Origin of the sequence: Komagataeibacter xylinus, from assembly GCF_031081985.1 — a bacterium.
In the GTDB taxonomy this organism is placed as follows: Bacteria; Pseudomonadota; Alphaproteobacteria; order Acetobacterales; family Acetobacteraceae; genus Komagataeibacter; species Komagataeibacter xylinus_E.
This window is the reverse complement of record NZ_JARWSK010000008.1, coordinates 94,811-120,571: the sequence shown is the minus strand read 5'-3', so window position 1 is coordinate 120,571 and position 25,761 is coordinate 94,811. Positions and strand designations below refer to the sequence as shown.

23 protein-coding genes are annotated in these 25,761 nt (G+C 57.0%); 6 read left to right on the top strand and 17 right to left on the bottom strand.

Translation table 11 applies throughout. The annotated features are described in order from the left end of the window. Positions 1-156 precede the first annotated feature (156 nt). Positions 157-783 carry an SOS response-associated peptidase gene (locus QEG70_RS14690; RefSeq protein WP_308721315.1) on the top strand — a complete coding sequence of 209 codons (627 nt, stop codon included), beginning with the start codon at positions 157-159 and terminating at the stop codon, positions 781-783. 469 nt (positions 784-1,252) lie between these two features. Here the strand turns inward: QEG70_RS14690 and QEG70_RS14685 are convergent, their stop codons facing one another. The 3 genes from QEG70_RS14685 to QEG70_RS14675 all read right to left on the bottom strand — a co-directional run bounded on the left by QEG70_RS14685 (position 1,253) and on the right by QEG70_RS14675 (position 3,507). Next, positions 1,253-1,495, bottom strand: coding sequence for a hypothetical protein (locus tag QEG70_RS14685; RefSeq protein ID WP_308721314.1), 243 nt, complete (start codon positions 1,493-1,495; stop codon positions 1,253-1,255). A 106-nt stretch (positions 1,496-1,601) separates the two neighbouring features. Then, the gene (locus tag QEG70_RS14680; RefSeq protein WP_308721313.1) at positions 1,602-2,420 is read right to left on the bottom strand and encodes a family 1 encapsulin nanocompartment shell protein; all 819 of its coding nucleotides are present in this window, start codon (positions 2,418-2,420) and stop codon (positions 1,602-1,604) included. Position 2,421: 1 nt separating this feature from the next. Next, the gene (locus QEG70_RS14675) at positions 2,422-3,507 is read right to left on the bottom strand and encodes a Dyp-type peroxidase (protein ID WP_374762614.1); all 1,086 of its coding nucleotides are present in this window, start codon (positions 3,505-3,507) and stop codon (positions 2,422-2,424) included. 383 nt (positions 3,508-3,890) lie between these two features. Here QEG70_RS14675 and serA point away from each other — a divergent pair, with 383 nt between their 5' ends. Continuing rightward, positions 3,891-5,156, top strand: coding sequence for a phosphoglycerate dehydrogenase (gene serA / locus QEG70_RS14670; RefSeq protein WP_308721312.1), 1,266 nt, complete (start codon positions 3,891-3,893; stop codon positions 5,154-5,156). A 160-nt stretch (positions 5,157-5,316) separates the two neighbouring features. On the opposite strand, the gene QEG70_RS14665 is transcribed toward serA, so the two are convergent. The 12 genes from QEG70_RS14665 to QEG70_RS14610 all read right to left on the bottom strand — a co-directional run bounded on the left by QEG70_RS14665 (position 5,317) and on the right by QEG70_RS14610 (position 15,672). Then, a complete protein-coding gene (locus QEG70_RS14665) occupies positions 5,317-5,769 on the bottom strand; it encodes a Ros/MucR family transcriptional regulator (RefSeq protein WP_193731315.1) in 453 nt (150 codons plus the stop codon). 95 nt (positions 5,770-5,864) lie between these two features. Continuing rightward, positions 5,865-6,788: a LysR family transcriptional regulator gene (locus QEG70_RS14660; protein ID WP_308721311.1), complete on the bottom strand. Its 924-nt coding sequence runs from the start codon at positions 6,786-6,788 to the stop codon at positions 5,865-5,867. Between the two features lie 135 nt (positions 6,789-6,923). Beyond that, complete coding sequence (gene fdhD, locus QEG70_RS14655; protein WP_308721310.1) at positions 6,924-7,724, bottom strand: formate dehydrogenase accessory sulfurtransferase FdhD; 801 nt, start codon at positions 7,722-7,724, stop codon at positions 6,924-6,926. Between the two features lie 40 nt (positions 7,725-7,764). After that, complete coding sequence (locus QEG70_RS14650; RefSeq protein ID WP_193731318.1) at positions 7,765-8,187, bottom strand: molybdenum cofactor biosynthesis protein MoaE; 423 nt, start codon at positions 8,185-8,187, stop codon at positions 7,765-7,767. Continuing rightward, positions 8,184-8,429 (bottom strand): MoaD/ThiS family protein, encoded by a 246-nt coding sequence (locus tag QEG70_RS14645; protein WP_227672330.1) that lies wholly within the window; start codon positions 8,427-8,429, stop codon positions 8,184-8,186. The genes QEG70_RS14650 and QEG70_RS14645 overlap by 4 nt, the downstream gene beginning before the upstream one ends. Further along, positions 8,426-9,043 (bottom strand): NTP transferase domain-containing protein, encoded by a 618-nt coding sequence (locus QEG70_RS14640; RefSeq protein ID WP_308721309.1) that lies wholly within the window; start codon positions 9,041-9,043, stop codon positions 8,426-8,428. Before QEG70_RS14640 ends, QEG70_RS14645 begins: the two co-directional genes overlap by 4 nt. 43 nt (positions 9,044-9,086) lie before the next feature. Beyond that, a complete protein-coding gene (gene moaA / locus QEG70_RS14635; RefSeq protein WP_308721308.1) occupies positions 9,087-10,172 on the bottom strand; it encodes a GTP 3',8-cyclase MoaA in 1,086 nt (361 codons plus the stop codon). Between the two features lie 14 nt (positions 10,173-10,186). Further along, on the bottom strand, positions 10,187-12,490 hold the full coding sequence (locus QEG70_RS14630) for an FdhF/YdeP family oxidoreductase (RefSeq protein ID WP_308721307.1): 2,304 nt from the start codon (positions 12,488-12,490) through the stop codon (positions 10,187-10,189). A gap of 18 nt (positions 12,491-12,508) precedes the next feature. Continuing rightward, the gene (locus QEG70_RS14625; RefSeq protein WP_308721306.1) at positions 12,509-13,024 is read right to left on the bottom strand and encodes a nitrate reductase associated protein; all 516 of its coding nucleotides are present in this window, start codon (positions 13,022-13,024) and stop codon (positions 12,509-12,511) included. Between the two features lie 55 nt (positions 13,025-13,079). Then, the gene (locus tag QEG70_RS14620; protein ID WP_159264384.1) at positions 13,080-13,229 is read right to left on the bottom strand and encodes a DUF2474 domain-containing protein; all 150 of its coding nucleotides are present in this window, start codon (positions 13,227-13,229) and stop codon (positions 13,080-13,082) included. Then, a complete protein-coding gene (cydB, locus tag QEG70_RS14615; protein WP_308721305.1) occupies positions 13,216-14,235 on the bottom strand; it encodes a cytochrome d ubiquinol oxidase subunit II in 1,020 nt (339 codons plus the stop codon). The genes QEG70_RS14620 and cydB overlap by 14 nt, the downstream gene beginning before the upstream one ends. Positions 14,236-14,238: 3 nt before the next feature. Continuing rightward, positions 14,239-15,672 (bottom strand): cytochrome ubiquinol oxidase subunit I, encoded by a 1,434-nt coding sequence (locus QEG70_RS14610; RefSeq protein ID WP_308721304.1) that lies wholly within the window; start codon positions 15,670-15,672, stop codon positions 14,239-14,241. A 920-nt stretch (positions 15,673-16,592) separates the two neighbouring features. On the opposite strand from QEG70_RS14610, the gene QEG70_RS14600 reads away from it, so the two are divergent. Together QEG70_RS14600 and QEG70_RS14595 are read left to right on the top strand one after the other, a co-directional pair. Further along, positions 16,593-17,350 (top strand): IS5 family transposase gene (locus QEG70_RS14600; protein WP_308721303.1). Its coding sequence is split into 2 segments (ribosomal slippage): positions 16,593-16,914 and positions 16,914-17,350, totalling 759 coding nucleotides; the frame shifts between segments, so codons are not numbered across the junction. Positions 17,351-18,243: 893 nt separating this feature from the next. After that, complete coding sequence (locus QEG70_RS14595; RefSeq protein ID WP_308721302.1) at positions 18,244-20,280, top strand: P-loop NTPase fold protein; 2,037 nt, start codon at positions 18,244-18,246, stop codon at positions 20,278-20,280. Positions 20,281-20,613: 333 nt separating this feature from the next. On the opposite strand, the gene QEG70_RS14590 is transcribed toward QEG70_RS14595, so the two are convergent. Together QEG70_RS14590 and QEG70_RS14585 are read right to left on the bottom strand one after the other, a co-directional pair. Beyond that, on the bottom strand, positions 20,614-21,390 hold the full coding sequence (locus QEG70_RS14590; RefSeq protein ID WP_308721301.1) for a segregation and condensation protein A: 777 nt from the start codon (positions 21,388-21,390) through the stop codon (positions 20,614-20,616). Then, positions 21,380-22,717, bottom strand: coding sequence for a site-specific integrase (locus tag QEG70_RS14585; RefSeq protein WP_308721300.1), 1,338 nt, complete (start codon positions 22,715-22,717; stop codon positions 21,380-21,382). Before QEG70_RS14585 ends, QEG70_RS14590 begins: the two co-directional genes overlap by 11 nt. A 435-nt stretch (positions 22,718-23,152) precedes the next feature. On the opposite strand from QEG70_RS14585, the gene QEG70_RS14580 reads away from it, so the two are divergent. Next, positions 23,153-24,598: a tyrosine-type recombinase/integrase gene (locus QEG70_RS14580; protein WP_308721299.1), complete on the top strand. Its 1,446-nt coding sequence runs from the start codon at positions 23,153-23,155 to the stop codon at positions 24,596-24,598. 86 nt (positions 24,599-24,684) lie between these two features. Continuing rightward, positions 24,685-25,611, top strand: coding sequence for a ketopantoate reductase family protein (locus QEG70_RS14575; protein WP_308721326.1), 927 nt, complete (start codon positions 24,685-24,687; stop codon positions 25,609-25,611). Positions 25,612-25,761: the final 150 nt, after the last annotated feature.

The following is a 25,761-nucleotide window of genomic DNA, read 5'->3' as shown; positions in this document are numbered from 1 at the left end:
ATCCGGACGCGGGCACAGGCCTGCCACACGGTCCAGGCTTGATGAAAACTGTCTGAAGTACAGGGATTTATCAGGAACAGTCCGGCCACCCCCGTCCTGCAGGGTGGATACCGTCCGTCAGGACACCCATATCCGGACTCGCGAAAGGATGGCGTGATGTGCAACCTCTATGCGATGACCAGCAGTCAGCAGGCGATCCGGGAGGCGGCCCGGGTCATGACCGACCGCACCGGCAATCTCCAACCCCTGCCCGAGATCTGGCCCAACACCATGGCGCCCATCGTGCGGAACGCGCCGGATGGGCGTGAACTGGTCATGGCGCGCTGGGGCATGCCCACGCCGCCGGGCTACCTGAAAGGCCACAGGGTCGATCGGGGTGTGACCAATATCCGCAATCCCACCTCGACCTGGTGGAAGCGCTGGGAAGGTATCGCGCATCGCTGCCTGGTGCCGCTCACGGCCTTTTCCGAACCGGAGCGCCTGCCGGATGGGACCAGCAGGCCCGCCTGGTTTGCCCGGAGTGATGGGGAGCCTCTGGCTTTCTTTGCAGGGATCTGGTGCCAGTGGACGTCAGTGCGAAAACTGGCGGATGGCGAGACGACGGATGACCTGTTCGGCTTCCTGACCACCACCGCCAATCGGGAAGTCGGTGCCATTCACCCAAAAGCCATGCCGGTCATCCTGACTCGGTCGGAAGAACTGGAGCTGTGGATGAATGCGCCGCTGGCCGAAGCGCTGCGATTGCAACGTCCCTTACCTGACAATACCTTGGCTATTCCGTAATATATACAGGAAATACGAAACCGAATCAGTAAGTATAGAATATTATAACTTTAATTATTAATTACAACATAATTCATGATTTTCGGGAATAAATCATATTATCTATACGATGACAATCAGGCGCTCCTACTACCTTAGCGCCTGATTGTATTACAGAACCAATGTCACTGGAACAATAACCTAAGCGTGTTCAGAACGGTGACTGTCCACCCGCATCAGGATCTGGCTGCCGATCATCGATCCAGAGCAATGCCTCCCCCTCGCTTGTGAATGGGCCACCGTCGAGAATCCTGGAACCACTGAGAACATACCAACCATCTTCCTGAGGTGCTGGCGGGTTCGTCGTTTTATCGAGAAATAAAGGGATCATAATGTTTTCTCCGTTTCTGAACAGCAATGCCCGTTTGTTGATACTCGTCTAACGACAAAACAAAGGACGCCGCAACGAGATCCGCACAATAAGATACTATTATTTGTCTTTGAGTATCTTTTTCTCAAGAAGCTCCAACTGATCGACTTCAACGCCTTCGGGATTGTGCGTTGCCTTTTTGGCTATTTCTCGTTCCAGTTCGTTTGCATGCTCGTCGCCTTTGAGCACGTGCTCGGCAAGGCGGATAACTTTTTCACGCGTAAGAAGTTTTGGCGAATGCAAGGCTTTTCGTCCAAGGTCTCGCAGTGAACTTGCCGCATGCAGAACGCGATCATCAGACATAACTCAAACCTTTTATGCTATAAAAAGAAACCTAATCGACAAGATATGCCATGATTTATATTATCGGTCATGGACCAACGCCGAAGAATAGCGACTTTTCTGCGTATCAGGACCTTGTAGACTGACCAGATTGATCAATGGCGACCGTCGCTTCGGTCGTCAGTACACGGAAAACGAAACTTTCTTCCAGATACAGTTCGACAGTATCGGCCGTGTGAGCCAGATAACCGATCGAAAAATCCTGTCCGATATCCAGTACAAGATCACCACCACGCATGGTAACGACAAATGCCCCTTCAATAGCAGGCGCCCAGATGAGTTTGCCGTCAATTATGGCCTCGATGTGTTTACGAACAGGATAGCCATCATCATCGCCACTGCTGATTGCCTGATAGGCCTGCGCGCCCAGAACAATCGAATACGGACCATTAACACCGGCCAGACGCAGTTCGGTCAGCGCCTGGGCAATGACGCGCGGGTAATCCTTTACGACGGACGGGAGTTTCAGGTGAATATTGGACGTGGCTGCCCGAATGCCTGGAATCCCGGCGGCTGCATAACCATCGAAAATGGCCCGGTCTTCAGCAAAAGCGATTTTCTTTGCCGCGTCCTTCACCGGCTGCCAGTCGGAGTCCTGGGAACCGCGCTCCACGGCGTCAATTTCGTCGCGTGAAAGCGTAAAGGGAACACGCAGTTCGATGAGCGGCAGGACCTCTCGCTTTATAACATGAATACCATTATCCGGCGATGCGATCTCGCTGCCGCGCCCAGTTCCGATACCCGCCAGCGGCAGTCCCTTTGGCTCAGGCATATCAACAATGCATCGACCCGCCAGATGGCGCCGGATGGTGCGTGAAGCTTCCTCTTCAATCTGGCTCCACGCCGGACTGGAAATTGGGGCAAGATGACGATGGAGATTATTCATATCATGAGTCCTCTTTGAGTGAACCGATACGCAGGGACGTGCCATCGGCTGCTGCTACGATTGCGGGCGCTGGAGATACCTCTGCATGGAAGGCGGCATCAGCCGAAGAAGCGGGCGGCCCCATGTCCGGCGCGCCATCCAGAAAGTCAGCTGTCGGGATAAAAAAAAGCGCGCCGGTGACTGCCGTGCTGACATCCAGAATACGGTCGTAATTCCCCGGCGGCTGTCCAACGAACATGTTTCGTAGCATCTGTTCCATCCGCGCGGGGGAACGGGCATATCCGATGAAATATGTACCGAATTCGCCCTTCCCCACCTGGCCAAACGGCATATTGTCGCGGACGATCTGAAGTTGCTCGCCATTTTCTTCAATCGTCGTCAGAACGTTGTGGGCATAACTTTTCTTGGCGGCATCCGCCTGTTCAATGTCGGAAAGCTTCTTGCGACCAATGACGTCCTCCTGCGTCTCGGTCGGAAGGGCGTTCCATTTTTTCAGGTCGTGCAGGTATTTCTGAATAATGACATAACTGCCGCCAGCGAATTCCGAATCTTCCTCGCCAATGATCGTAGAGTTGATGGCCGCCTGACCGGACGGGTTCTCGGTCCCATCCACAAAACCAAGCAAATCACGCTCGTCAAAATATTTGAACCCGTGGACCTCATCGACAACCGTTGCTGCACCTTCAAGGCGTGAAACAATTGTCGCAGCAAGTTCAAAACACAGATCCATTCGTGTAGCCCGAATGTGAAACAGGAAGTCACCAGATGTTGCTGGCGCATGATGAACGCCATGGATTTCCCTGAACGGATGCAGATCCCTTGGACGCGGCACACCGAAGATCACGTCCCAGGCTGACGACCCAATCCCGGTCACACAGGTCAGGCGTCCATCGGGTATGCGAAAACCGACGCCACGCAATAACGAAGACATGTCACCAAGCAAATCACGAACCTGTTTGCCAAGAACGGTGCGATCGCCTTCGTTCAGGGTAAGGACGAGGAATACAGCCGCCCGGGTCAGCCTGGTATCAACGGATTGAGGTGTGACCAATGTATGGAACCTCCTTGTATCGCTTTCGAAAGACATGGAGAAAGCGTTCTGGCGAAAAACCTGACAAATAATCCTGATTTGATGACCTTACAGCATAACCGGGAGCAAAGGAATACAGATATCATCATAACCAAACCGCATATTAAGATAAACAGATAGTATTAGACACCTAATTACATGACGATATAGACAGCATATCAAAATACAACAGACAGCGTCGGGATGTTTTGGGGGCAGACGTTTATTCGTACATGGACGATAAGACCGATCCGGACGGAAGGCAGGCAAATCCCTTAAACTCCGCCCTGCGCCGGACAGGATCCGTTCCCTGTCGTTACGCCGCATTCCGGCAACTGGACCGTGTCGGCTATTCGCGCGGCCTGCCCCAGCCTTTCCCTACCGAAGCGAAAGCATGCGATATGACCAGCCAATCCAACGGGCACCTTTCCTTTCCCAAGGACAAGATCCGTATCCTCCTGCTTGAAGGAGTTCATGAAAGCGCCGTCAGAATCCTACAGGTCAACGGCTACGAAAACATCACATTCCTGAAAACGGCGCTGGAAGGCGAAGCCCTGCAGAAGGCGCTTGAAGGCGTGCATATCGTGGGCATCCGTTCGCGCACGCAGCTGACGCGCGAAGTGATCGAGAAGGCGGACCGCCTGATCGCCATCGGCTGCTTCTGTATCGGCACCAACCAGGTGGACCTGGATGCCGCGCGTGAGGCCGGTATCCCGGTGTTCAATGCGCCGTACAGCAACACCCGCTCGGTGGCAGAACTGGTCATGGGCGAGATCGTGATGCTGATGCGCCGCATCTTCCCCAAGTCGGAAGAATGCAATGCCGGGATCTGGAAAAAATCCGCTACCAACAGCTGGGAAGTACGCGGCAAGACGCTGGGCATCGTGGGCTATGGCTCGATTGGCTCGCAGCTTTCCGTGCTGGCCGAAGCCTTTGGCATGCGCGTGTTCTATTACGACGTGATCGACAAGCTGGTGCATGGCAACGCAACGCCGGTCGATTCGCTGGAAACCCTGCTGGCGCTGAGCGACGTTGTCAGCCTGCACGTGCCCCAGACCCCGGAAACGGCGGGCATGATTGGCGAAGCCCAGATCCGCGCGATGAAAAAGGGGGCGTTCCTGATCAACAACGCCCGTGGCAACGTGGTGGACCTTGACGCGCTGGCCGCCGCCCTGAAGGACGGCCACCTGCTGGGTGCCGCGATCGACGTGTTCCCCAAGGAGCCAAAGCAGGCCGGTGAATCTTTGGAAACGCCCATGCGTGGCCTGGATAATGTGATCCTCACGCCCCATATCGGCGCCTCCACAGCGGAAGCGCAGGAGCGCATCGGCGTGGAAGTGGCGCGCAAGCTGGCGGAATATTCGGATGTCGGCTCCACGCTGGGCGCGGTGAACTTCCCTACCGTGCAGTTGCCCGAGAACCCGCGCGGCACGCGCTTCATGCATGTGCATAAAAACGTGCCAGGCATCATGTCACGGGTCAATGAGATCTTCTCCAGTGAGTCCTGCAACATCACCGCGCAGTACCTGCAGACAGCGGGCGAACTGGGCTATGTGGTGGTGGAAGCCGATACCGGCCACGATGTCGAAAAAGACAACCGTCTCCTTGACCGCCTGCGCGCACTCAGGGGCACATTGCGTGCCCGCCTGTTGTACAAGCAGAAGTAGACAATTATTCTAGATATCATATCGGGACACACCGAATGGTGTGTCCCTTTCACCGAATATATTCGTCTATGTATATTTTTATTTATGCCTATATACACATATATATCTAAAACGATAAGTGTATCCAGAATATGACAGCCCGTCGAATGCCCGAAAGAAGTTAGACACCCTTGTCTATATCGTCGCCGGCGCGACTTTGAACTACGCGCCCAAAACCCGCCACGCGTGCGATAGCTGATCGTCGTATCGCGTAATTTGGCGCAACCATGGGATAGTGCCGGGGCAAGTCCCATCGTTCACGATATTCATCTACCGTCATACCGTAAACAGTATGGAGATAGCGTTTAAGCATTTTACGCTTTGTACCGTCTTCCAGACAGATGATATATTCAGGAAACACTGATTTGCTTACAGGGACGGCTGGTTTCTTCTTGAGACCCTTTCCCGATTTCCCGGGTCGTTCACCGCTGAGCGCAGCGTAGACAGATCTGATCAATGGATCAATATCATCTGCCGCAATCTTATTGTTATTTATATACGACAAAACAATAGTTACAACCTGTCTCCGGATATCGTCTCTACCTATACGCGTAACGATCGGGCAGTCATGCATCGAATGCTCCATATATGTTCTAAATGGTGAAAAACATAAACCGTATTTATGCGTTTATTTTTAATATATATTCGTTATGTAAGGTTTTTTATTCATTATGGCTGCTGGCGACAGAGATCATCCAGTTGTCCTTCAAAATCTATCTTTACGATGATCTTCCAGACCTCCCCCACAAAAGAGGGCAACGGGGATTCATACAATCTCACCAGACCAATCGAACCCGCGGAAAACCCGGAAAGACGCCGTATCTGCAATCTGCCCCGAGGGGGCACCCTTAGCGGAAACGAGGAAATTGGCAATATTGTCGCATGCGTTCCCTTCATGATCGCAGCATGGATCAGTTCCAGCGAGGTGGTTTCAAGCCGGACAGCCGGCTTGACCCCCGCGGTCTGGAACCCCACATCGATAAACTGCCTGCAGCGCATGCTTCGGTTAAGTAAAGCAAGCGGAAACTGTCCGGCCGTCTCCCAACTGACTTCATCGCCTGGCGGAAAATCGTAATCCGCCGCTCCGGCAAGGACCTGGTTTTCCTTATAAAGTTCGTGCATGGCGAAGGCTGGTGCTCTGGGGCACTCCTCGCAATACATGATGCCAATGTCCAGCTGCTTTATATTCAGCTTTTCAATGATTTCTGCGTTGGAAAGAACCAGAACGTCACATACGAAGTCCCCGATACGCTCCTTTACCGCATCCATAAGGAGAGGGATGATGTGAACGGCCGTTGGAATGACGCCTATTCTGATCGCACCTGCCAGTTTTTGGTGGGATAGGGAGACAACATTCTGGATCTCTGCAACACCGTGCAGGATTTCATGTCCCCATTTGAGTATCTGGGTACCTTCAGGTGTCAGACCAAAAACTTTTCTCTTCCGGTCAACAATAACAACGCCGAGCTCTTCCTCCATGACACGTATGGCACGCGAGAGGGATGGCTGCGATACGTTGCATGCAGCCGCCGCCTTCGAAAAGCTCTTGAATTTGTCTATCTCCCGAAGATAGTACAGCTGCTTGAGAAACATGTCATACTCCACGAATACTTACTGACCGCCAGCCATATCGCGCGATCATTTCCCTATTTATGTGATATTTTTCTCCATATTCCGGAACGATCAGAATAATGGGAATATTTTATTTGTTCAGGATGTAGGATATGATCAGGTAAGACGACTTCCGCCGCAAAACAGCGTCTGCTCGTCCTGCCGCGCGATGGCGATCAGGGTCTGGTTCATTGTTTCGGCCGTCCGGAACGCACGATAGGTCGGGGCAGAAATTGCGACCACAACGGCGATACCTGCCCGCACGGTCTTGAGCGCCATCTCAAATGAATACCGGCTTGTCAGCAGGCAGAAACCTTCGTGAAAAACTTCAGGATGGCAGGCACGCACACCGATCAGTTTATCGAGCGCATTATGTCGCCCTACATCTTCCCGGATCATGTGAATATTACCGTTATTGTTTGCCCATGCGGCTGCGTGCACCATGCGTGTCGCCGCGTTCAGCGTCTGCCACTTACGCAGTTCATGCAATGCGTTGCGTATTGCTGTTACGGACAGGCTCGGCCCATCCTCCAACGGCACCGCCGCTACCGCATCATGTTCCGGCACGGTTTCGCTGCCGCATATGCCACAACTCGAATGGCCCGTCTGCATGCGGACATTACGGCGCATGAGCTGCGTCAGCGCCCTGCCCTTGATAAAAATATCAAGGGTCAGGCCGTCTTTCACCTGTATAATGTTCACCGAACGAATATCTGCTGCTGAACCAACGATCTGTTCAGTTATACAATACCCATAAGCGAAATCTTTCAGGTCCGCGGGCGTCATCATCATCGTGCCATACGGAAAAATTCCGTTGAACAGAAGACTGACCGGCACTTCCTCCGCCACGTTCAGGCTGAATGTTTCATCCGGCCGGGACAGGGAACGCACCTCCAACGGGTAAAAGAGGGCGGACATCACAGCAGCCTCAGGCATCGAGAGGGACATTGTTCAATGGTCAGAGGGTATGGCACGGCACCCATCCGGTCTCTCCACTCGCATAATGTTCATTTTTCCAGATTGGAACGCGCTGCTTGATTTCATCGATAATGTAACGACAGGCGTCGAAAGCCGCATCGCGATGTGCTGCAGAGACACCAATCCACACCGCCGTTTCGCCTATGGACAGATAGCCGGTCCGATGGATGGCAGTCGCACGGCAGATTGCAAACCGCTGTTTCGCCTCTTGCAGGATGGCCTGCCCTTCCGTCAGGGCAAGTGGAACGAAAGCATTGTAATCAATCCCGGAGACGGCGCGACCTTCGTTCGTCTGCCTGACCCACCCTTCAAAGGAGCAGAACCCGCCCGCTTCAGGGAAAAGGAGCACCTTGCGCAGCGCGCTGATGTCCACAGGCGTCTCCGCCATGATGAAGTCGTTCATCCGCCCGTCACCGGCGGGATGAAGGCTACATGATCGCCTTCGCATAGCGGCTGATCCCATGGCGCGAATGCCGAATTGATCGCAACCCGCATGCGGGCCGGTTCAAGCACAAAGCCATAGGCGTCACGGAGTTCATCATACAGCGCGGCTGCCGTGGGGGCCGGGGTCTGTCGTCTTTCGTGTGCCCGTCCGGCTTCATCCTGAAGCTGGGCGAAATACTGCAACTCTATATTGAGCATCATACTTCCTGTTCAAAGCAACCCAGGCGTTTCAACACCTGGTCGCGTTCATCAGGTACGTTTACGTTTTCCAGCGCACCTGTTTTTTTTACTTCAAGGCGACGAACCGCAGAACCGCCGAGCATCCGGCGCAGCCGAATTTTCTGGTTTGCCGCCTGATTGTGCAGGGCAGCCAGTGTCGCGGGCTCCCATATCGTGCAAAGCGGCTCAGGCAGTCCGTCGCTTTCGCTTACATAGGCCGTGGCAGCCAGATCCGCATTGCGTTCCTGCACAAGGGCAGCAAGCGTCATATCGTCCAGCATCGGCAGGTCGCAGGCGACGACGAGCCAGGCTACTCCCGGATAGGCCAGATGAGCAGAAAGCACGCCGACCATCGGGCCGCCGCCAAGCCTGTCCTTTATCTCCCGCCTGTCCATAATGCAGGGATAGGACGCCCGGAGAGGATCAGGCTGCTGATCAGGACGTATCGAGACAAAACAGCGCTCTGCATGCCGCGCCACGAGGTCAACGGCACGGGCAAGCTGCGGCCGTCCATTATAAGACAGTGCCGCTTTATCCTGTCCCATGCGACGGCTTTCGCCACCGGCCAGGACTAGTCCATACAGTAATGCTGTCATGGCTCGCGCCCCTGTGAGCATCGGGATCTGCCCATGAAATTCATCATCCCCCGATATAATGCATTTCGATTTTTTCCTGCCGGACTGCCTGTTCCCCACTGGCCAATAATGCCGACTGGCGCGTGCGTTCCTCGCTGTAGCGATCTGTCCGCTGGCGCCAGATCCTTGACAGGGTTGTGCGCAGTTGTTCATCCATTTCGGCATCACCGGCATTCCCGCGCAGGAGTGCGCGCAGATCTGTGCCAGACGTTGCGAAAAGGCAGGTATAAAGCTTGCCGTCGGAAGACAGGCGCGCACGGGAGCATGCACCACAGAATGGTGCACTGACGGACGAGACGAACCCGATCTCCCCTGCCCCATCCGCATAGCGATAACGACGGGCTACCTCGCCGCGATAGCGTGGCGGTAGCAGCTCAAGGGGCCAGAGTTCTGCAATGCGGGCGCGAAGTTCGCTGGAGGGCACGACATCGGCACGGTCCCATCCGTTGCGATTGCCCACATCCATGTATTCGATCAGACGGACCGTGACGCCGGTATGGCGAAAGCGCGCCAGAATATCTGGCACATCCATGTCATTCACGCCTCGCTGGACTACCGTGTTGATTTTGACGCCGCCCTCAAAGCCTGCAGAGTATGCAGCATCGATGCCCTCCAGCACGGCAGGCAGGCTTCCCCTGCCGCCACTCATACGGGCGAATATGACTGGATCGAGACTGTCCAGGCTGACTGTCACGCGCCGCAATCCGGCCTGACGGAGTGCTGGCACGAAGCGCGGCAGCAGCACGCCATTGGTTGTCAGCGCCACATCCTCAATGCCCGGCAGGGCGCAAAGGCGGCGGACCAGATCGGGCAGGCCGGGCCGCAGGAGCGGTTCCCCGCCGGTCAGCCGTATTTTCGTCACCCCCAGTTCGGCGGCCATGCGCGCGACCTGCTCGATCTCATCAAAATCCAGCCGTTCCTTCGGGCCAAGAAACCGGAAGCCCTCGTGATAGGTGGCTTCGGGCATGCAGTAGGGACACCGGAAATTGCACCGGTCCATGACCGAAATGCGTAGGTCGCGCAACGGGCGGCCAAGCCTGTCGACAGGCGGCACATGGCTGCCCAGTCGGCTGTTATGATCGTCATCCATGGCCGCCTGCCCACTCAGCCCGCAATCCGGATGGGCGGTGCGGATGCAACACTTTCCACCACCCTGACCGGAATGGATTTGGCCGCAGGCGTTCCGCTGATCTCGTCAAAGTAATCGAGTGGCAGCAACGGGTTCAGTTCCGGGTAGTATCCGGCAATGGCGCCGCGCGGCATGGGGTAGTCGAGGACATTCAGGCCATCGACATAACGCCTGACCCCGTCATCGCTATAGGTTTCCAGGCCAATCACGTCCCCGTTCGCAAGACCGCGTTCGGCCATGTCCTCTTTATTCATGAAGATGACGAGGCGCGTATTGTACACCCCACGATAACGGTCACTATTGCTGTAGATGGTCGTATTATACTGATCGTGCGAACGGATGGTCGCCAGACGCAGCATAGCCGTATCCTTCACCGGCACATTCACTTCCAGCCCCGGCAGCACAAGGAAGTTTGCCTTGCCATTGGGCGTCTGCCATACGCGGCGACGCGGCGGGACATCAAGGTGCAGGCCATGCGGATTTTTGATCTTTTCAGAAAAGTCGGCATAGATTTCCGGATAGACCTCGGCAATCTTGTCCCGGATCAGGGTATAGTCGACCATGTAATCCGCCCACGGCGTGCGGGAATTGGGCAGTGTTGCCATGGCCATGCGGCAGACGATCTCCGTTTCCGGCCGCACATGTTCGGTCACGGGTTCGAACACACCGCGCGATGCCGTGACATTCGCCATCGCATCCTCAATGGTCACGAACTGCTCGCCAGCCTCGGTGCGGATGATTTCGGAGCGGGCCACGACCGGCAGGATGAGTGCATCCTTGCCGTGCACTAGATGGCCCCGGTTCAGCTTTGTGGCCACACCGACCGTCAGATTGAGGTTGCGCATGGCGGCATAGGAGCGGTCCGTATCCGGTACGGCGCGGATGAAATTGCCCCCCATGCCAAAGAACACCTTGGCGGTGCCCGCTTCCATGGCTTCAACCGCCTCCAGCACATGGTGGCCGTGTTCGCGCGGTGGTTCAAACCCGAATACATCCCGCACGCGGTCCAGATAGGCCTGGGTCGGTTTTTCATCAATGCCAACCGTGCGGTCGCCCTGCACGTTGGAATGGCCACGGATCGGCGCAATACCAGCACCGGGCTTGCCAAAGTTGCCGCGCAGGAGAAGCAGGTTGGCCACCTGCTGCAGCAGGCGTGACCCTTCCTGATGCTGGGTCAGCCCCATGCCGTAACAGATGATCGTGGCATTGGATTTCATGTAGATATCCGCAATCCTGCGGATCTGGTCCTCGGTTATGCCCGATATCCGGGTAATATCTTCCCAGCTACAGCCCATGACGTCATCGCGCACGGCATCCAGTCCGGCCGTGTGTTCATGAATGAAGTCAAGGTCCAGTACTTTTTCACCACGTGCTTCGGCCTCAAAAAGCGCCTTCATCATTCCTTTGAAAATGGCCAGATCGCCACCGATGCGCACATGGACGAATTCGCTGGAAATGGGGGTCGAGCCGAACGTGCCCATCTGCAGCACATCCTGCGGTTCGGTAAAGCGGATCAGCGCCCGTTCCGGCATCGGGTTGATCAGGACAATCGGCACACCACGTTTGCGGGCTTCCACCAGGTTCGTCATCATGCGCGGCGAATTGGTGCCGGTATTCTGCCCTATGACGAAAATCGCCTCGGCATGCTCGAAATCGCTCATGACGATCGTGCCCTTGCCAATGCCTATGGCGGGCGGCAGGCCACGGCTGGTCGGCTCGTGGCACATGTTCGAGCAGTCGGGGAAATTGTTGGTGCCGAATTCGCGCACGAAGATCGAATACAGGAACGCGGTCTCGTTTGCCGTACGGCCGGATGTATAGAACTCGGCCTGGTGCGGGCTGTCGAGGGCCTGAAGGTGCTGGCCGATCAGGGCGAATGCGTCATCCCATGCCACGGGCACGTAGCGATCACTCTGGGCATCGTAGCGCATCGGCTCGGTCAGGCGACCCTGCATTTCCAGCCAGTAATCGCTTTTCTGCATCAGTTCAGTGACGGTGTATTTTTCAAAGAATTCGCGCGTCACACGCCCCTTTGTGGCTTCATGCGCCAGCGCCTTGGCCCCGTTTTCACAGAACTCCAGCGTCTTGCGATGATCCGGGTCGGGAAATGCGCAACTGGGGCATTTGAAACCGCCCGGCTGGTTCATGGACAAAAGCCCGCGTGATCCCTTGACCAGAACGCTCTGTTCCATCAGCACTTTTGCGGTGGCCCCGGCCGCACCCCACCCACCTGCCGGATGATGATAGGGTTTGTATTCAGGCGTTTTTTCGTTGCTCATGATCTCAACCCTCTTCTTTCAGTTGGGCAGGCGGGCTTGGGTATGCGATACGGCTGCAGAACCGGGAGCAGCCCCCACATGCTGTTGCAGGAGGCCGAACTCCCGCATTGCCGGCACGAAATTTTCATTTTCATGCTTCGAGCGGGCCAGCTTCACCAGCGCAAATCGCTGGAGCGGCAAAAGGCTGGCCCATTGCCTTGCTGTGGGTGGCGCTATTCCGTCAGCCCGTGCCTGGGTCTTGACCGCATCAGGCATGTGGTCAGCGTCCCGCCAGGCTTCCAATCCACGCGTCACAAGGTGGCGCAGCGGTTCGTCACTACGGGTTGCGATCAGATGGGCGACCAGTTCGCGGTAGGTGGCCTGTTCGGGCACGGTCTCGCACGGCAGGTCGGCCAACTGGCCCCTTTCCTCGCGTGTAAACCGGCTCCACTGACGCAGGCTCAGTTTGATGCCGACGATATCAAGCTTCTGGCGGGCAATCATCGGAATGCACCGCAGCGACCCTGCAAAGTCACGTTCAAAGTCAAAAAGCATTGGACCAGATCCCGTATTGGAGGGAGGGAAATATCGGACAGTCATGCCGCCCGGTTTACCGGGGAACGATCAGGTGCAGCAGCGACGCCGCCCCGAAAAATACCGTGGTGCTCAGCGACCAGATCGCAACAAACCACGCAATCCGTGCACCGGTGCGCGGGGGCGCATCATCTCCGTTGCCCCGGACAATCTCAGTGATAGCCATCGGTTTCCGTCACCTTTCCGCGAAAGACGTGGTAGGAATAGATCGTGTAGGTCAGGATGATCGGCAGCAGGATGGCGGTGCCGATCAGCTGGAAGAACTGGCTGGATGGCGGGGAAGACACATCCCACAGCGTCAGGCCCGGCGGCACGGCATAGGGCCATACCGTAATGCCCAGACCGGACAGGCACAGGAAGAACCAGCCCAGCGCGCACAGGAAGGGCCCCTTCGAGTGGCCCCTGCGCAGCCCCATGACAAACAGCACGGCCAGCACGACCACCAGAACCGGCACGGGGGCGACGAGCGCGATGTTGGGCCAGTCGGTCCAACGGCGCAGGTAGGGGGCATGCAGCAGCGGTGTCCACAGGCTGACCGCGACAATGCCGATGAACAGGCCCACGGCCAGCCGGGCGGCCCAGCGGCGGCAGGATTCCTCCAGCACGCCGGTGGTGCGCCAGATCAGCCATGTCGCCCCCAGCAGGGCATAACCACACATGACGGACAGGCCACACAGGATGCTGAACGGGGTCAGCCAGTCGAGTGGGCCACCGGCAAAGGCGCCATTGACCACCCTTATGCCCTGCACCACGCCGCCGAGGATCGCGCCCTGGCAGAAGGCAGCGATGGCGGAGCCGGCCATGAAGCCCGCATTCCACATCCCTTCCCTGCCCGTATCGCGTGTCATGACACGGAATTCAAACGCCACGCCGCGGAAGATCAGCGCAAGCAGCATCAGCACGATAGGGAGGTAGAAGGCTGGCAGCAAGGTGGCATAAGCACCGGGAAAGACGCCGTACAGCACCGCCCCGCCCAGTACCATCCACGTCTCGTTGCCATCCCACACGGGGGCGATGGTGTTGACCATCACATCCCGACGGTCCGGGTGGCGTTCAAGTGCGAACAGCATCCCTATCCCAAGGTCAAAGCCATCGAGGACGACATAGATCGAAATGGCGGCCACCAGTATGACGGCCCACACGATGGGGAGCCAGTATGCAAAGTCCATCATGCCTCAGGCTCCTTTGCCAGTAGAGGGATCAATCACGCCCGGATGCATGCGGGCCGCCAGAATCTCGGTAGCGTGGTCGGGCGGGGTCGCGTGCTCGCCTTCCTGAGGCGCGCGGCCCAGCATGCGGACCAGAATGCCCAGCCCCGAGCCGAACACGAGCACATAGACCACCACGAACGCCGTCATCGAGAACGCCAGGGAAGACAGGGCAACCGGCGATACGCTGTCAGACGTGCGCAGCAGGCCATAGACCGTCCAGGGCTGACGCCCCACTTCGGTCGTGATCCAGCCGCACAGCAGGGCCAGGAAGCCCGCCGGTGCCATGCAGAGTGCGACACGGTGGAAGACCGGGTTGGTGAACAGGGTGCTGTTCCGTCGCAGCCAGAGTGACCATAGCCCCACCAGCATCATCAGCATGCCAAGCGCCACCATGATGCGGAAGGAGAAGAAGATGACCGGTGAAGGCGGCCGCTGGTCACGCGGAAAGTCCTTCATGCCCGGCACCTTGCCGTTCAGGCTGTGTGTCAGGATCAGTGATCCGGCCAGCGGCAGTTTGACGGCATAATCCGTATGCTCGGTCTTCATGTTGGGAATGCCGAACAGCAGTTCGGGCGCATGATCTTCCGAGACCCAGTCCCCTTCCATCGCCGCAATCTTGGCGGGCTGGTATTTGAGCGTGTTCAGGCCATGCGCGTCGCCAGCAAGGATCTGGAGCGGGGCTACGATCGCCGCCATCCACATGGCCATGGAGAACATGACCCGCACCGGCTCGCTGGAGATCTTTCCTGCCTTGCGGGCCTTGAGCATATGCCACGCCCCCGTGGCCCCCACGATGAAGGCCACCGACAGGAAGGCCGCCAGACCCATATGCACCAGGCGGAACGGAAAGGACGGGTTGAAGATGATGGCCAGCCAGTCCGCGGGCATGAACCGACCCGTGGCGGGGTCGATGGTGTAGCCGCGCGGCGTCTGCATCCATGAATTGGACGACAGGATCCATGTCATGGAAATCAGTGTGCCAACCGACACGCAGCATGTGGCCGCAAAATGCAGTTTGCGCCCCACCTTGTTCATGCCGAACAACATGACGCCAAGGAAGCCTGCTTCCAGAAAGAAGGCAGTCATGACTTCATAGGACAGAAGCACGCCTGTAATCGGCCCTGCTTTTTTCGAAAAGATCGACCAGTTCGTGCCGAACTCATACGACATGACCAGTCCCGACACCACGCCCATGCCGAAAACAATGGAGAACACCTTGATCCAGTATCGGTACAGGTCAAGGAATACAGGGCGTCCGGTCCTGAGCCATAGCCCTTCCAGAACCGCCAGATAGGCTGCCAGTCCGATTGAAAAGGCTGGAAAGATGATATGGACGCCTACGGTAAAGGCGAACTGAAAGCGCGCCAGAAGGAGCGCCGGGTCATGTGCGTACTGCATCTATACTTTCCAAAACTTATGGCGAGAGGCGTAAAATTATAAACAGCTTCTCGGCATAGTGATCCCGCAAGCAATGTGCCGACCTGAACGACGGGTTCACGCTGCGGTGTCTTGGAAACCGTAGTAGATCAATCAGACGCATGACGTCCAAGACAGATTATACATAAGATCATAAACAGCGTTTATAACCGGAGCATTGGCAGGTTACGTATAGTTATGACGGGATATAGATAATCGAAAAACATTAATAATCGATCACAGAATATTTGGCGGATATCCCCCGTTTTTAGGCGAAAGAGAGTTTCTTCACGCGTCCTGCTTATTCATTCCAGACATAATGTGGGCTAGCCAGACTTGAGCCGAAGCCTTGTTGCGCCTGCATCCCTGATCATATGAAATTGAATACGAAAGCCTGTTTGATAGCATCAAAACATAATCTGGCTGCTTTATTCGGGTCCAAAGCTCTGGAAAAGTTAATACCCACATTCGACTTTTCTGCTACGCCCGCACTTAGGCTCAGTATCCATGAATTTGCGGACGGAAATCTGATTCAGGCTCCGGTAGGGGGCGGAAGACGAGCGACCTGTATTGTTTGATGGGCGAGAAAATGAAACGCAGGTAGCGCCCCTTTCCCCCAGCAGGCGATGGTAAACCCTTCGCCGATGACTGTCGCGTGCTGCGCGGCATCATCTCTGTTAATCGGCGCCGCCTGGCGCCGGCAAAAAGATCCAAAGAAATATGGGCCACGCAAGACGCTCTATAATCGTTGGAAACGCCGGCGCGGCAAGGGTAATTTCCTGCAGAGGGAGGATAACCCGCCAGCCGAGAAACAAAGTTACACCGGAACATCGCGGCTCTAGGCTCAGGACCCATTGATATGAGTGGCCGGATGTGATTCAGGCTCCTTGAGGAGACTGAAGATGAGTGACCTGTATTGGCTGACGGACGAGCAGATGGAGCGTCTGCGGCCCTTTTTTCCGAAGAGCCATGGCAAACCTCGCGTTGATGACCGTCGTGTGTTGAGTGGGATCATTTTCGTGAACAGAAATGGTCTGCGTTGGCGTGATGCACCCCGGGAATACGGTCCACACAAGACGCTCTACAATCGCTGGAAGCGCCGGAGTGCTATGGGGATATTCATCCGCATGATGGAGGGACTGACTACCGGCAAGGCAGAGCCTCAGACGATCATGATTGATGCGACCTATCTCAAGGCACATCGCACAGCTTCGAGCCTGCGGTTAAAAAAGGGGCTCCAGGCCGTCTGATTGGGCGCACCAAAGGCGGGATGAATACGAAGCTGCATGCCGTCACCGACCGGAACGGACGTCCGCTCGACTTCTTCATGACGGCAGGCCAGATCAGTGATTACACCGGTGCGGCTGCCCTTCTGGACGGTCTTCCACCAGCCGAATGGATGCTGGCAGATCGGGGCTATGATGCTGACTGGTTCAGGGATGCCTTGGAGGAGAAAGGGATCAAACCCTGCATTCCGGGACGGGAATCCCGAAGGAAACCCATAAAATACGACAGGCGGAAATACAAAAGACGCAGCCGTATCGAGATCATGTTCGGGAGGCTCAAGGACTGGAGACGGGTCGCGACACGCTATGACAGATGCCCCACCGTATTCTTCTCGGCGATCTGCCTCGCCGCAACCGTCATGTTCTGGCTATGAGTCCTGATCCTAGAAAGTGAAAAAAACACCCTGCAGTCAATGGTGAAAATAGTTTAAGTCGAATTGAAAATAGTTGTCAAATTGTCTTGATATTTTATTCAGTAGTGCCGTGGAGAGGAAGAATAATGAATTATGCATGGTGCGACAATCCGACGAATAACGAAGAGGCTGCGACTGACCCGTTTATGGGTTACCCCTGACGCGCCACGCACGAGCACTACGGCACGTGGAACTGAGTGTATGTCGCTTTTATCGGTGGACTGGATAGAGTGTCCGGAATGCCCTGCGGGCTGGCCGGGAATATGCCAACGACAGCGTCTGTCAAGATCTGCTAATGCATGGAATTCCTATTCCGCTGCTTATTCCGTCATGCAGAGACCGCATTACCCTGCGGAAAACAGACTGGGAGGCGGCAGGCGATGTTTGACCACGTCAAAGTATTCTATGCAAGTATGGTAAGAATAGCGCGTCATTACCCTGGGATTTCGTAACAACAGCAGATTTCGAACGCTCAGAACGTTTAGAAACCTAGCAGCCTGTCACGTTGCCCTCCCCTGTGAGGAGGTGAGGTTGTAGGGTAGTATAGCATACGCTGTTTTTTTGATGGTCATATTGTGACGGTAAAGGTAGCGCCAGATCGCGCTCGGCGCAAAGCGGATGCCGCGTCCGTTGCCAGTTTCTCCCCCAGTTCAACGAACGAAATATCCATTTTTGCTCTAATCTCAGCTATGAGTAAGCCTAACCTGGCTTCAATTCGATTCGGTGAGAACGGCGATCACCGCCCTGTTTCCGGCATGGTCGCGACCACTGACCTGCCGTTCCGACATCCAGATGTTCTACAGATAGACAGGCCTCGTCACAACGGCCGGGCGATAACGATTGGAGGAAGACAGATGACAAAGATACAAAAAACAAATAGCAGCATAACAGCCTCAGAGAAGAGAAGAACTACCGAACAATGGGCGTGGACCGGCCCTAACTATGATTTGGTCCGAGCTTTAGACGAATATTGCTATGGGGAAGATGTGGCGCCGTTTGCGTTGATGCTCCGAGGAACATGGGGTTGCGGCAAAACATGGCTAGTAGACCGGTTTTTCGAAGAGAAGAAGCAGAACCGAAGCAATGATGACGCAAGCTGGTTCCCTTTGCGTGTGTCGCTTTTTGGAGTCACATCAGCAACGGAAATCGGAGACGCCCTTTACGCCGAATTGCATCCGTTTCTGGCCGGTAAGCCTGGTCAACTGGGAGGCTTTGTTGTGAGAAGCCTCCTGAAAACCACACTACGAATTGACCTTAAAGAACTTGTTGGCAATGGAGCAGCAGGAAAAGCCGGCGGAAGCGTGACGCTGGCGGGCGCCGATTTAAGTGGCCTTGGACCTGATGGCAAACCACGCCGTCGTATCATCGTTTTTGATGATATCGAACGCGCAAGGATGCCCGTGACGGATGTTTTGGCCGCCATCCACCCACTTGTCGGGAGCGGTGAAAATCGAGTGGTTCTCTTGGCCAACGAAGAGGAATTCATAGATGACGATAGTCCTGAAACGGAGCATTACCGGCGTACGAAAGAAAAGACAGTGAGTCTAACGCTCGAAGTAAAAGCGGATTTTCAGTCAACTTTTACTAGTCTTAGTAAAAACATTAAAAATAGTGATTTTCGGGATTTTCTCGAATATCTGGGGGAACGACTAGCACCTCTGATTATCAAGGCCGGTTCATCTAACCTTCGGTTGCTTTCCTTCTTCGTACAACTAGGAGAGGGATTATTTAGAGAAATCAAGCCAGCCTATCGGACTGAAAGCCATTATGCAGCACTTTCCGAACTCTTCATGCTTGTCTACATCGCCTTAGTAGAAAATCGCGTGCATGGCATACCGTTCCCGATTTTTGTGGAACTTGTGAGAAAACCAAGATGGTTTTCAGCCGATCAGCGAAGGCGTGGGGAGCCGCACGAGACAGAAGCGAACGAGGAACATGAGAACATTCGCAAAAGGCTACAATCGTATGATTATGCGGTATTGCATTCATCGTTGATTTCGATGGAGGATCTCGAATCACTAGTGATGCGGGGGACCGTCCAAGGAAAGTCGATTAATGCGGCTTTGGCGCTGGATAATCGCTTCACAGCAGAGACGGAGCTACCCTCATGGCTTCGTGTATGGAATTACGCCCAGGCGTCAGAGCAGGAAGCGGTCAGTGCTGTAGCCGCATTCGCACTTGATTTTAATGAAAGGAAGTTTATCGGCCTCGATATGCTACATGCCTGCAGCCTGTATTTGACGCTCCACCGTATCGGCGAACCAAGCTTTGACAGCCATGATCCTGTTAGCGTCGTAAAGTCTTACATCCGTGATATTTTTGCTAAAAGAATACTGACTGAGAAAGATATCCAGACGGCGTTTGATAGTCGTGCCGATCCCTTCTTTTTTGCTCCTTTCGGTAGACAGTTCAGCGAAGAAGGAACTCCCGAGTTTAGGGAAGTGAAGGAGTTTTACTTTAGTGAGAAAAATTTATGGCGGAATAGAGGCCTTAAAATAAAATCTCACGAACTTGATGAGTTATTACCTGGAAATGTCAATAAGCTTATCTCACTTCTATTTCGCGTAAGCGAAGCTCCAGCCGTGTACGAGCACACACCTATTCTGCAACATCTAGATGCGATAACATTTTCTAAGAAAATTATTAATCTTCCCCCCGATCAGAGGATTTATTTTCTTAGCTGTATGAAAGAACGATTCGACAGAACTGTGCACTCCAGCGGTGCGTTACATCCAGAATTTACGTGGTTTCATGAACTAAGCGAGGCTCTTAAAACTACCGTGAAACAATCCGGTGGTTCGCCTCTATTTAAGGAAGGATTAAGAGTTTCAGTTTTATATTTGTGCGACAATGTCGCAAAAATACCGCTGACACAGACACCAGAGGTATGATGAGCGTTTCACGTTCGCATTTCAATGTCGATTTCATTATGATTTATTCTTGAGTCCGGAACCTATTAATTTGTTGGGATAAGTGGTAGTTAATGATTTAGATTTTTTCATGGGGACAACCAAAAGAGCAGCTCGTTCTTACTATTTGACAATTTGAGGACATTGATTGAGCCTTTTTGTCTCCCTTTCAAGGAATACCGTATCGTGAATGCCCACCCCATTCTGGGTGGGATTGTCCGTGTAAACCATGGTCGGCTTCAGTGGAAAGCACGCGCAATCTAATCGTTCCTGCACGCTGTTGGTAAAGCGACATACAATGCCCACGTCCGCACGTCATTCCGCGGGAAATATGAGGCTGCCAAGCGATACCTCTCCTCGCTGCACCATTTCAAGTCCAGCCATAAACGTCGCAGCGACGGCCGCTCGACGAGCGATTAGTCCCTCAGGCTGACTAGACCGCGTCGCAGGAACACAATCCCATATACTTCGGAGAGTTCCGTTTCTCATTTTCGCTCGCATAAAAGCCAATGCATCGGTCACACGCCAGTAGGAGGGCACATCGATCCGATAGATCGGAACGGATGTCTCGACCCTCACCAATTCCCGTTCCAGCGCACCGAGACAGGCTTCCATCAGACTGAAATACGTCCCCTGCCGTACAGAAACACTACGATCCGCGTCTGTTCCGCCCCGTGTAAAAACCGACACGCCAAGCTGCGGTCGCGCCTCCAGCCAGTCCGCCGCTGCGCGCATCTCCAGCAGCCCCTCGATCTGGCCGACCGTCCGGCGCGCCTCATTTTCGGCAAGCTGTTTTTCCGCCTGCGTGGCAAACAGTAACCGCGAACGCAGGAACACCAGCCGGGCGATCCAGATCACCCAGTCCGCGCGCTGCATGAGCGGCGTCGTGCGGGCCAGTCGCTCCGCCTCAGCGACAAACTGGGCTGCCAGATCCGCGATGGACAGCACGCCCAGATCCAGACGCTGCCGCTCCGCCAGATCCAGCAGCAGGTCCAGCGGCCCGTCAAACCCCTCGACATGGAACTCGGGCACCACCGCGCGCGCTAGCCGACGCGGCGGATCACCCCAGTCTTCGTCCTTGTCAGGCAGCATCGGCGGTCTTCCCGGCATCAGCGCGCGCGTACTGCGGCCGGATGTCGAAAACCAGCTCTGGCCAGTCCGTCCGCACCCGGTCCAGCGCCTGCCACGGTGTCCATTCCGCCGACCAGAAGCGGTAGACCAGCCGGGCACTGCGGCGGGCGCGCTGATCGCGCACGGCTTCGACCTCCACCCGGCGCAGCGGTAGCAGCGTGCCCCACTGCGCCTGCAGCCATGCCGCCGCCGCGCGGGAGTCCGACCCGGCTTCCAGAATGGGACCGGGAACTGGCACCAGCCGATGTAGGTCAAACGCGCATGACGGCGTGCCCGCCGCCTGATGCTGCAGGGCGATCCGATGCAGGCGTTCGGATGCCTGGCGCAGCAGCCGGGCCAGCGTCACCGCCTGGGTTCCCTTCCCCGCCATCGGTGCCAGCAGGCGGGCCTGTTCGTAGTCAAAATCCACCTGCCAGGGAATGATCCCCGGCCCATGGGCCGCCGCCCGGAACCGGGCCACCACGTCCACCGGACCGCTCACCGTCAGCGTTGTCCGAACCCAGTCCGGGGCGGGCGTTGTCGTGCGTCGACGCGCCGCCGTCCCAACTGGGGACTCTGGCGGGGACCCCGATTTTGTTCGCCGCGCGCGGTGGGCTGGGTGGTCTGGACGTCTCAGTGCCCGGTCCAGCACGAACCGGAACCCCGACACCGAAAGCGGATCCCCGACGGTGCCGTGCGCATCGATCCCCCGGAATGCCGCTCCCCAACGCAGTTGCGCGGCATCGCGCCAGGCCGCCCAGGACCTCACCGGACAGACGGCCGGATCCCGGCGCCGCCGCAGGCGACGCAACTGGTGACGCCCGGACCGGGGCCGCAGCAGGGCGACGGTCATCCCGTCTGTCGTGTCGGTGATGTCTTCCACCGTCAGCCGCGCCAATGCTTCAGCGCCGATGTCCAGCGCGACCGTCAGCAGCAGCAAAGCCCGGTCGCGCAGACCGGGCAGGTCGGGCCCGCAACGTCGCGCGGCGGCCAGCAGCGAAGCTGCATCGACCCCGGCCCCGGTCCGGCGCACCCGCGTAGCGGGCAGGGCAACATCAAGCCCCTCGCCATTGGCGGCACACCATGCCGTCAGCGCCGCGCGATCCACCACCAGGCTCTGCCGCGGCCGTCCCGCCTTGGCCCGAGCGTGCAGCCACGCTGCCACCGCAACAGGGCCGACCGGAAAGCCGCTATCGGCTGGTTGGGTCCTGACAAAGGCGCGCCAGGAGGCCGCATAGGCCCGTGCCGTGGCCGGCGACAGGCCGGTCGGGGGCCGCGCCGCCTGCAGCGGTCGGCCGGTCTCAGCCATTCTGATGGGATCCGCAGTTTTCCAGCCTGCACGCCCTGCGGGCCGATCCCGAACGGGCTTTCGAAGACGGCAGCCTGCCCATCCTCAGCGGGCAACCGCACCGCCTGACCCTGACCATATTAAGGCGTTTGCGCGTCATATAATATGTCGTATCATGTTAATGGGTTTTTTGAGAACAAAAAAGCGCCCGATTGATCCCGAAAGGCGCGGTTTTCCAGACTTTCTTCCCCCCTCACCACCCCGCCGGGCTAAATCTGACCGATCAAAAGTCTACTTCCGATAAGTTATCTTGTCGGAAGTAGGTGAAAATTTCCAGAATGCCTGCTAAAATTCCGAAATGTGCCTGTTTCCGAGCCTTTTCGCCAAGCCTGTCCGTGTGCCCCTTCCCCGCTGTCCAGGTGATGGCCAGGGGTCATATGCGCAGGCAACCCTGCCATGCTGAGCGACGTCCGGATCCTCGGCTCCAGCAGGCAGGCGCAGGCCGCGCTGCATGCCCGTGTTGACCCTCTGACGCGGCAGCGTCTGGCCGAGACACAGGATCCGGCGCGTTGGCGCGAAATCCTCTCGACCGCGCGGTTCACCCCGCCCCTGCCCCTGCTTTTGGCCGGCATCGAATTGCCGGACGGTAGCTATTCCCCAGATACCCTGCTCGCGCACGGCGTGCCGTATGCGTCGGCAGCCCAGCAGATGGCTCAGGACCACCTGGCCGACATCCCATCGGGGTTCGAACTGGCCGTCGGACTGGAAGTCGATGATGGCGTACCCCGCTTCCTGGCCTGGTTCCGGCCGCTCCAGCCCGTAGGGCCCTGTCCCGGGACGGCAGATACAGCGCCCCCTGCGCCCGTTGGCCAGCCAGCCGCTGCCGTCGCGCAATGGTTTTCCGCCGTCTCGGCACAGCCCGTCCCCGAACATGATGGCCGCCTGGCCACGGCCCGTCAGGCGGCCGATGCTTATATGCACCGCAGCAAGGCCGAAAACACGCTGCGCACCTATCGCGCCGCCGTGCGGTCCTGGTGTCGCTGGGCTGCCGGTCATGCGCTACCCGCCCTGCCGGCCCGCAGCGAGGATGTTGCCGCCTATCTGGCCGACATGGCACTGCAGGGGCGCAGGACCAGCACCATCGACCTGCATCGTGCCGCCCTGCGTTACCTGCACCACCTGGCGCAGATTGCCGTACCCACCACCCACCCGATGGTCACCGCAACGCTTGCCGGCATCAGGCGGGAGGCAAAGGAGACCCTGCCCCGCCAGAAGACCGCGCTCACCTGGGACAGGCTGGTCCGGGTCGTCGAGGCCATCAGTCCCCACGATCTGGTCGGTGCGCGGGACCGGGCCATTCTTCTGCTCGGTTTTGCCGGTGCGTTCCGGCGCTCCGAGCTTGCCGCACTAAAGGTAGAAGACATCACGGTGGACGAGGATGGCATGCAGATCCGGCTGGGCCGGTCCAAGGGGGATCCCCAGCGCAAGGGCGCGCTGATCGGCACCCCGCGGGGCCTGACCCGGAACTGCCCGGTTCTGGCATACGAGACCTGGCTCCGGCTGGCCGGGATCACGGACGGTCCGGTTTTCCGGCGTATCTGGTCAGCACAGGGCCACAGGGCGGGCGCCACGCCCGTCGGGACCCTGCCCAGGATCGGGCCGCACGCCCTGTCGGACCGGGCCGTCACGGACATCATCCGCAAACGCTGCGGCGACACGCACCTCGAAGGGGACTTTGGCGGACACAGCCTGCGCCGCGGGGCCATCACCACGGGCGCAAAGGACGGGTATGATCTTCTGGAACTGAAGCGCTTCTCGCGGCACAAAAGCCTTCAGGTCGTCGAGACCTATATCGACGAAGCCAGCATCAAGGCCCGGCACCCGGGAAGATCGAGATTCTGAACCTGTCTTGACCCCTGCCGCCAGCGCGCTTCAACTCGCCTTCAACCGCCACACGTCAGGGCGGATCAAAGAGAGGAAACAGCATGATGGGTTCCAGAATTCTTGTTGTCGGTGCGGGTGCCGTGGGTGGGTATTTTGGTGCCCGTCTGGCCAGCGCCGGGCATGATGTGACCTTTCTGGTGCGCGAAAGGCGCCTGCAGCAGCTCCGTACCGAGGGCCTGTGTCTGATCAGTTCCGTGGGCGACGTCACCGTCACTCCCCGGACGGTGATGGCCGGGGAGATTGAGGGTCCCTACGACATCATCCTGCTCAGCGTAAAAGCCTATTCCCTAACGGGTGCAATGAACGATTTTGCGCCTGCGGTAGGACCACAGACACGGATTGTCCCGCTTCTCAATGGCATGCAGCATCTTGATATTCTGGCAGACCGCTTTGGCCCTGCCGCGGTCATGGGGGGGACGTGCTTTATCGTCAGCAAGCTTGATGCGCAAGGGCGCATTGTCCAGGCGGGTTCTCTCCCCCGGCTTTCCGTGGGGGAGCGGGACGGTCGTGAGACGCCAGCGGCGTGCAGTATTGCGGAAACCCTGTCGGGGCCCGGATTTGAAACGGTGTGTTCCACCCGCATCCTGCAGGATATGTGGGACAAATGGGTTCTGCTCGCCGCCCTGGGCAGCATCTGCTGCCTGATGCGCGGAACCGTGGGGGATGTCGCCAGCCAGCCAGCAGGTCAGGATTTTGCACAGGCGGTGATCCATGAATGTGCGTCAACGGCAGCTGCCGCCGGTTATCCCCTGCGGGATGCCGCGCTGAAGGGCACTGTCAGTCTCCTGACGAAAACGGACTCCACCCTGACGTCCTCCATGTTCCGGGATCTGCTGCAGGATGCGCCTGTGGAGGCGCAGCAGATTATTGGTGACCTGGTCAGGCGCGCGCGCGTCCATCGGGTCCCGACGCCTCTCCTGGATCTCACGGACCTGAATCTGCGCGTGTATGAACAGCAAAGGCACGCGTGAAGACACGCAGGGCAGGCACGAGGCACCGGCAGACATATCCGCTTCGGAGATCATGCCTTCCTTGTTTGACGATAATTTTCCGCGCATGAACAGCTGGAATGGAACGTCTGATTTGGGGAGCGAACGGCTTGTCCGCTCTCAATGCAGGCG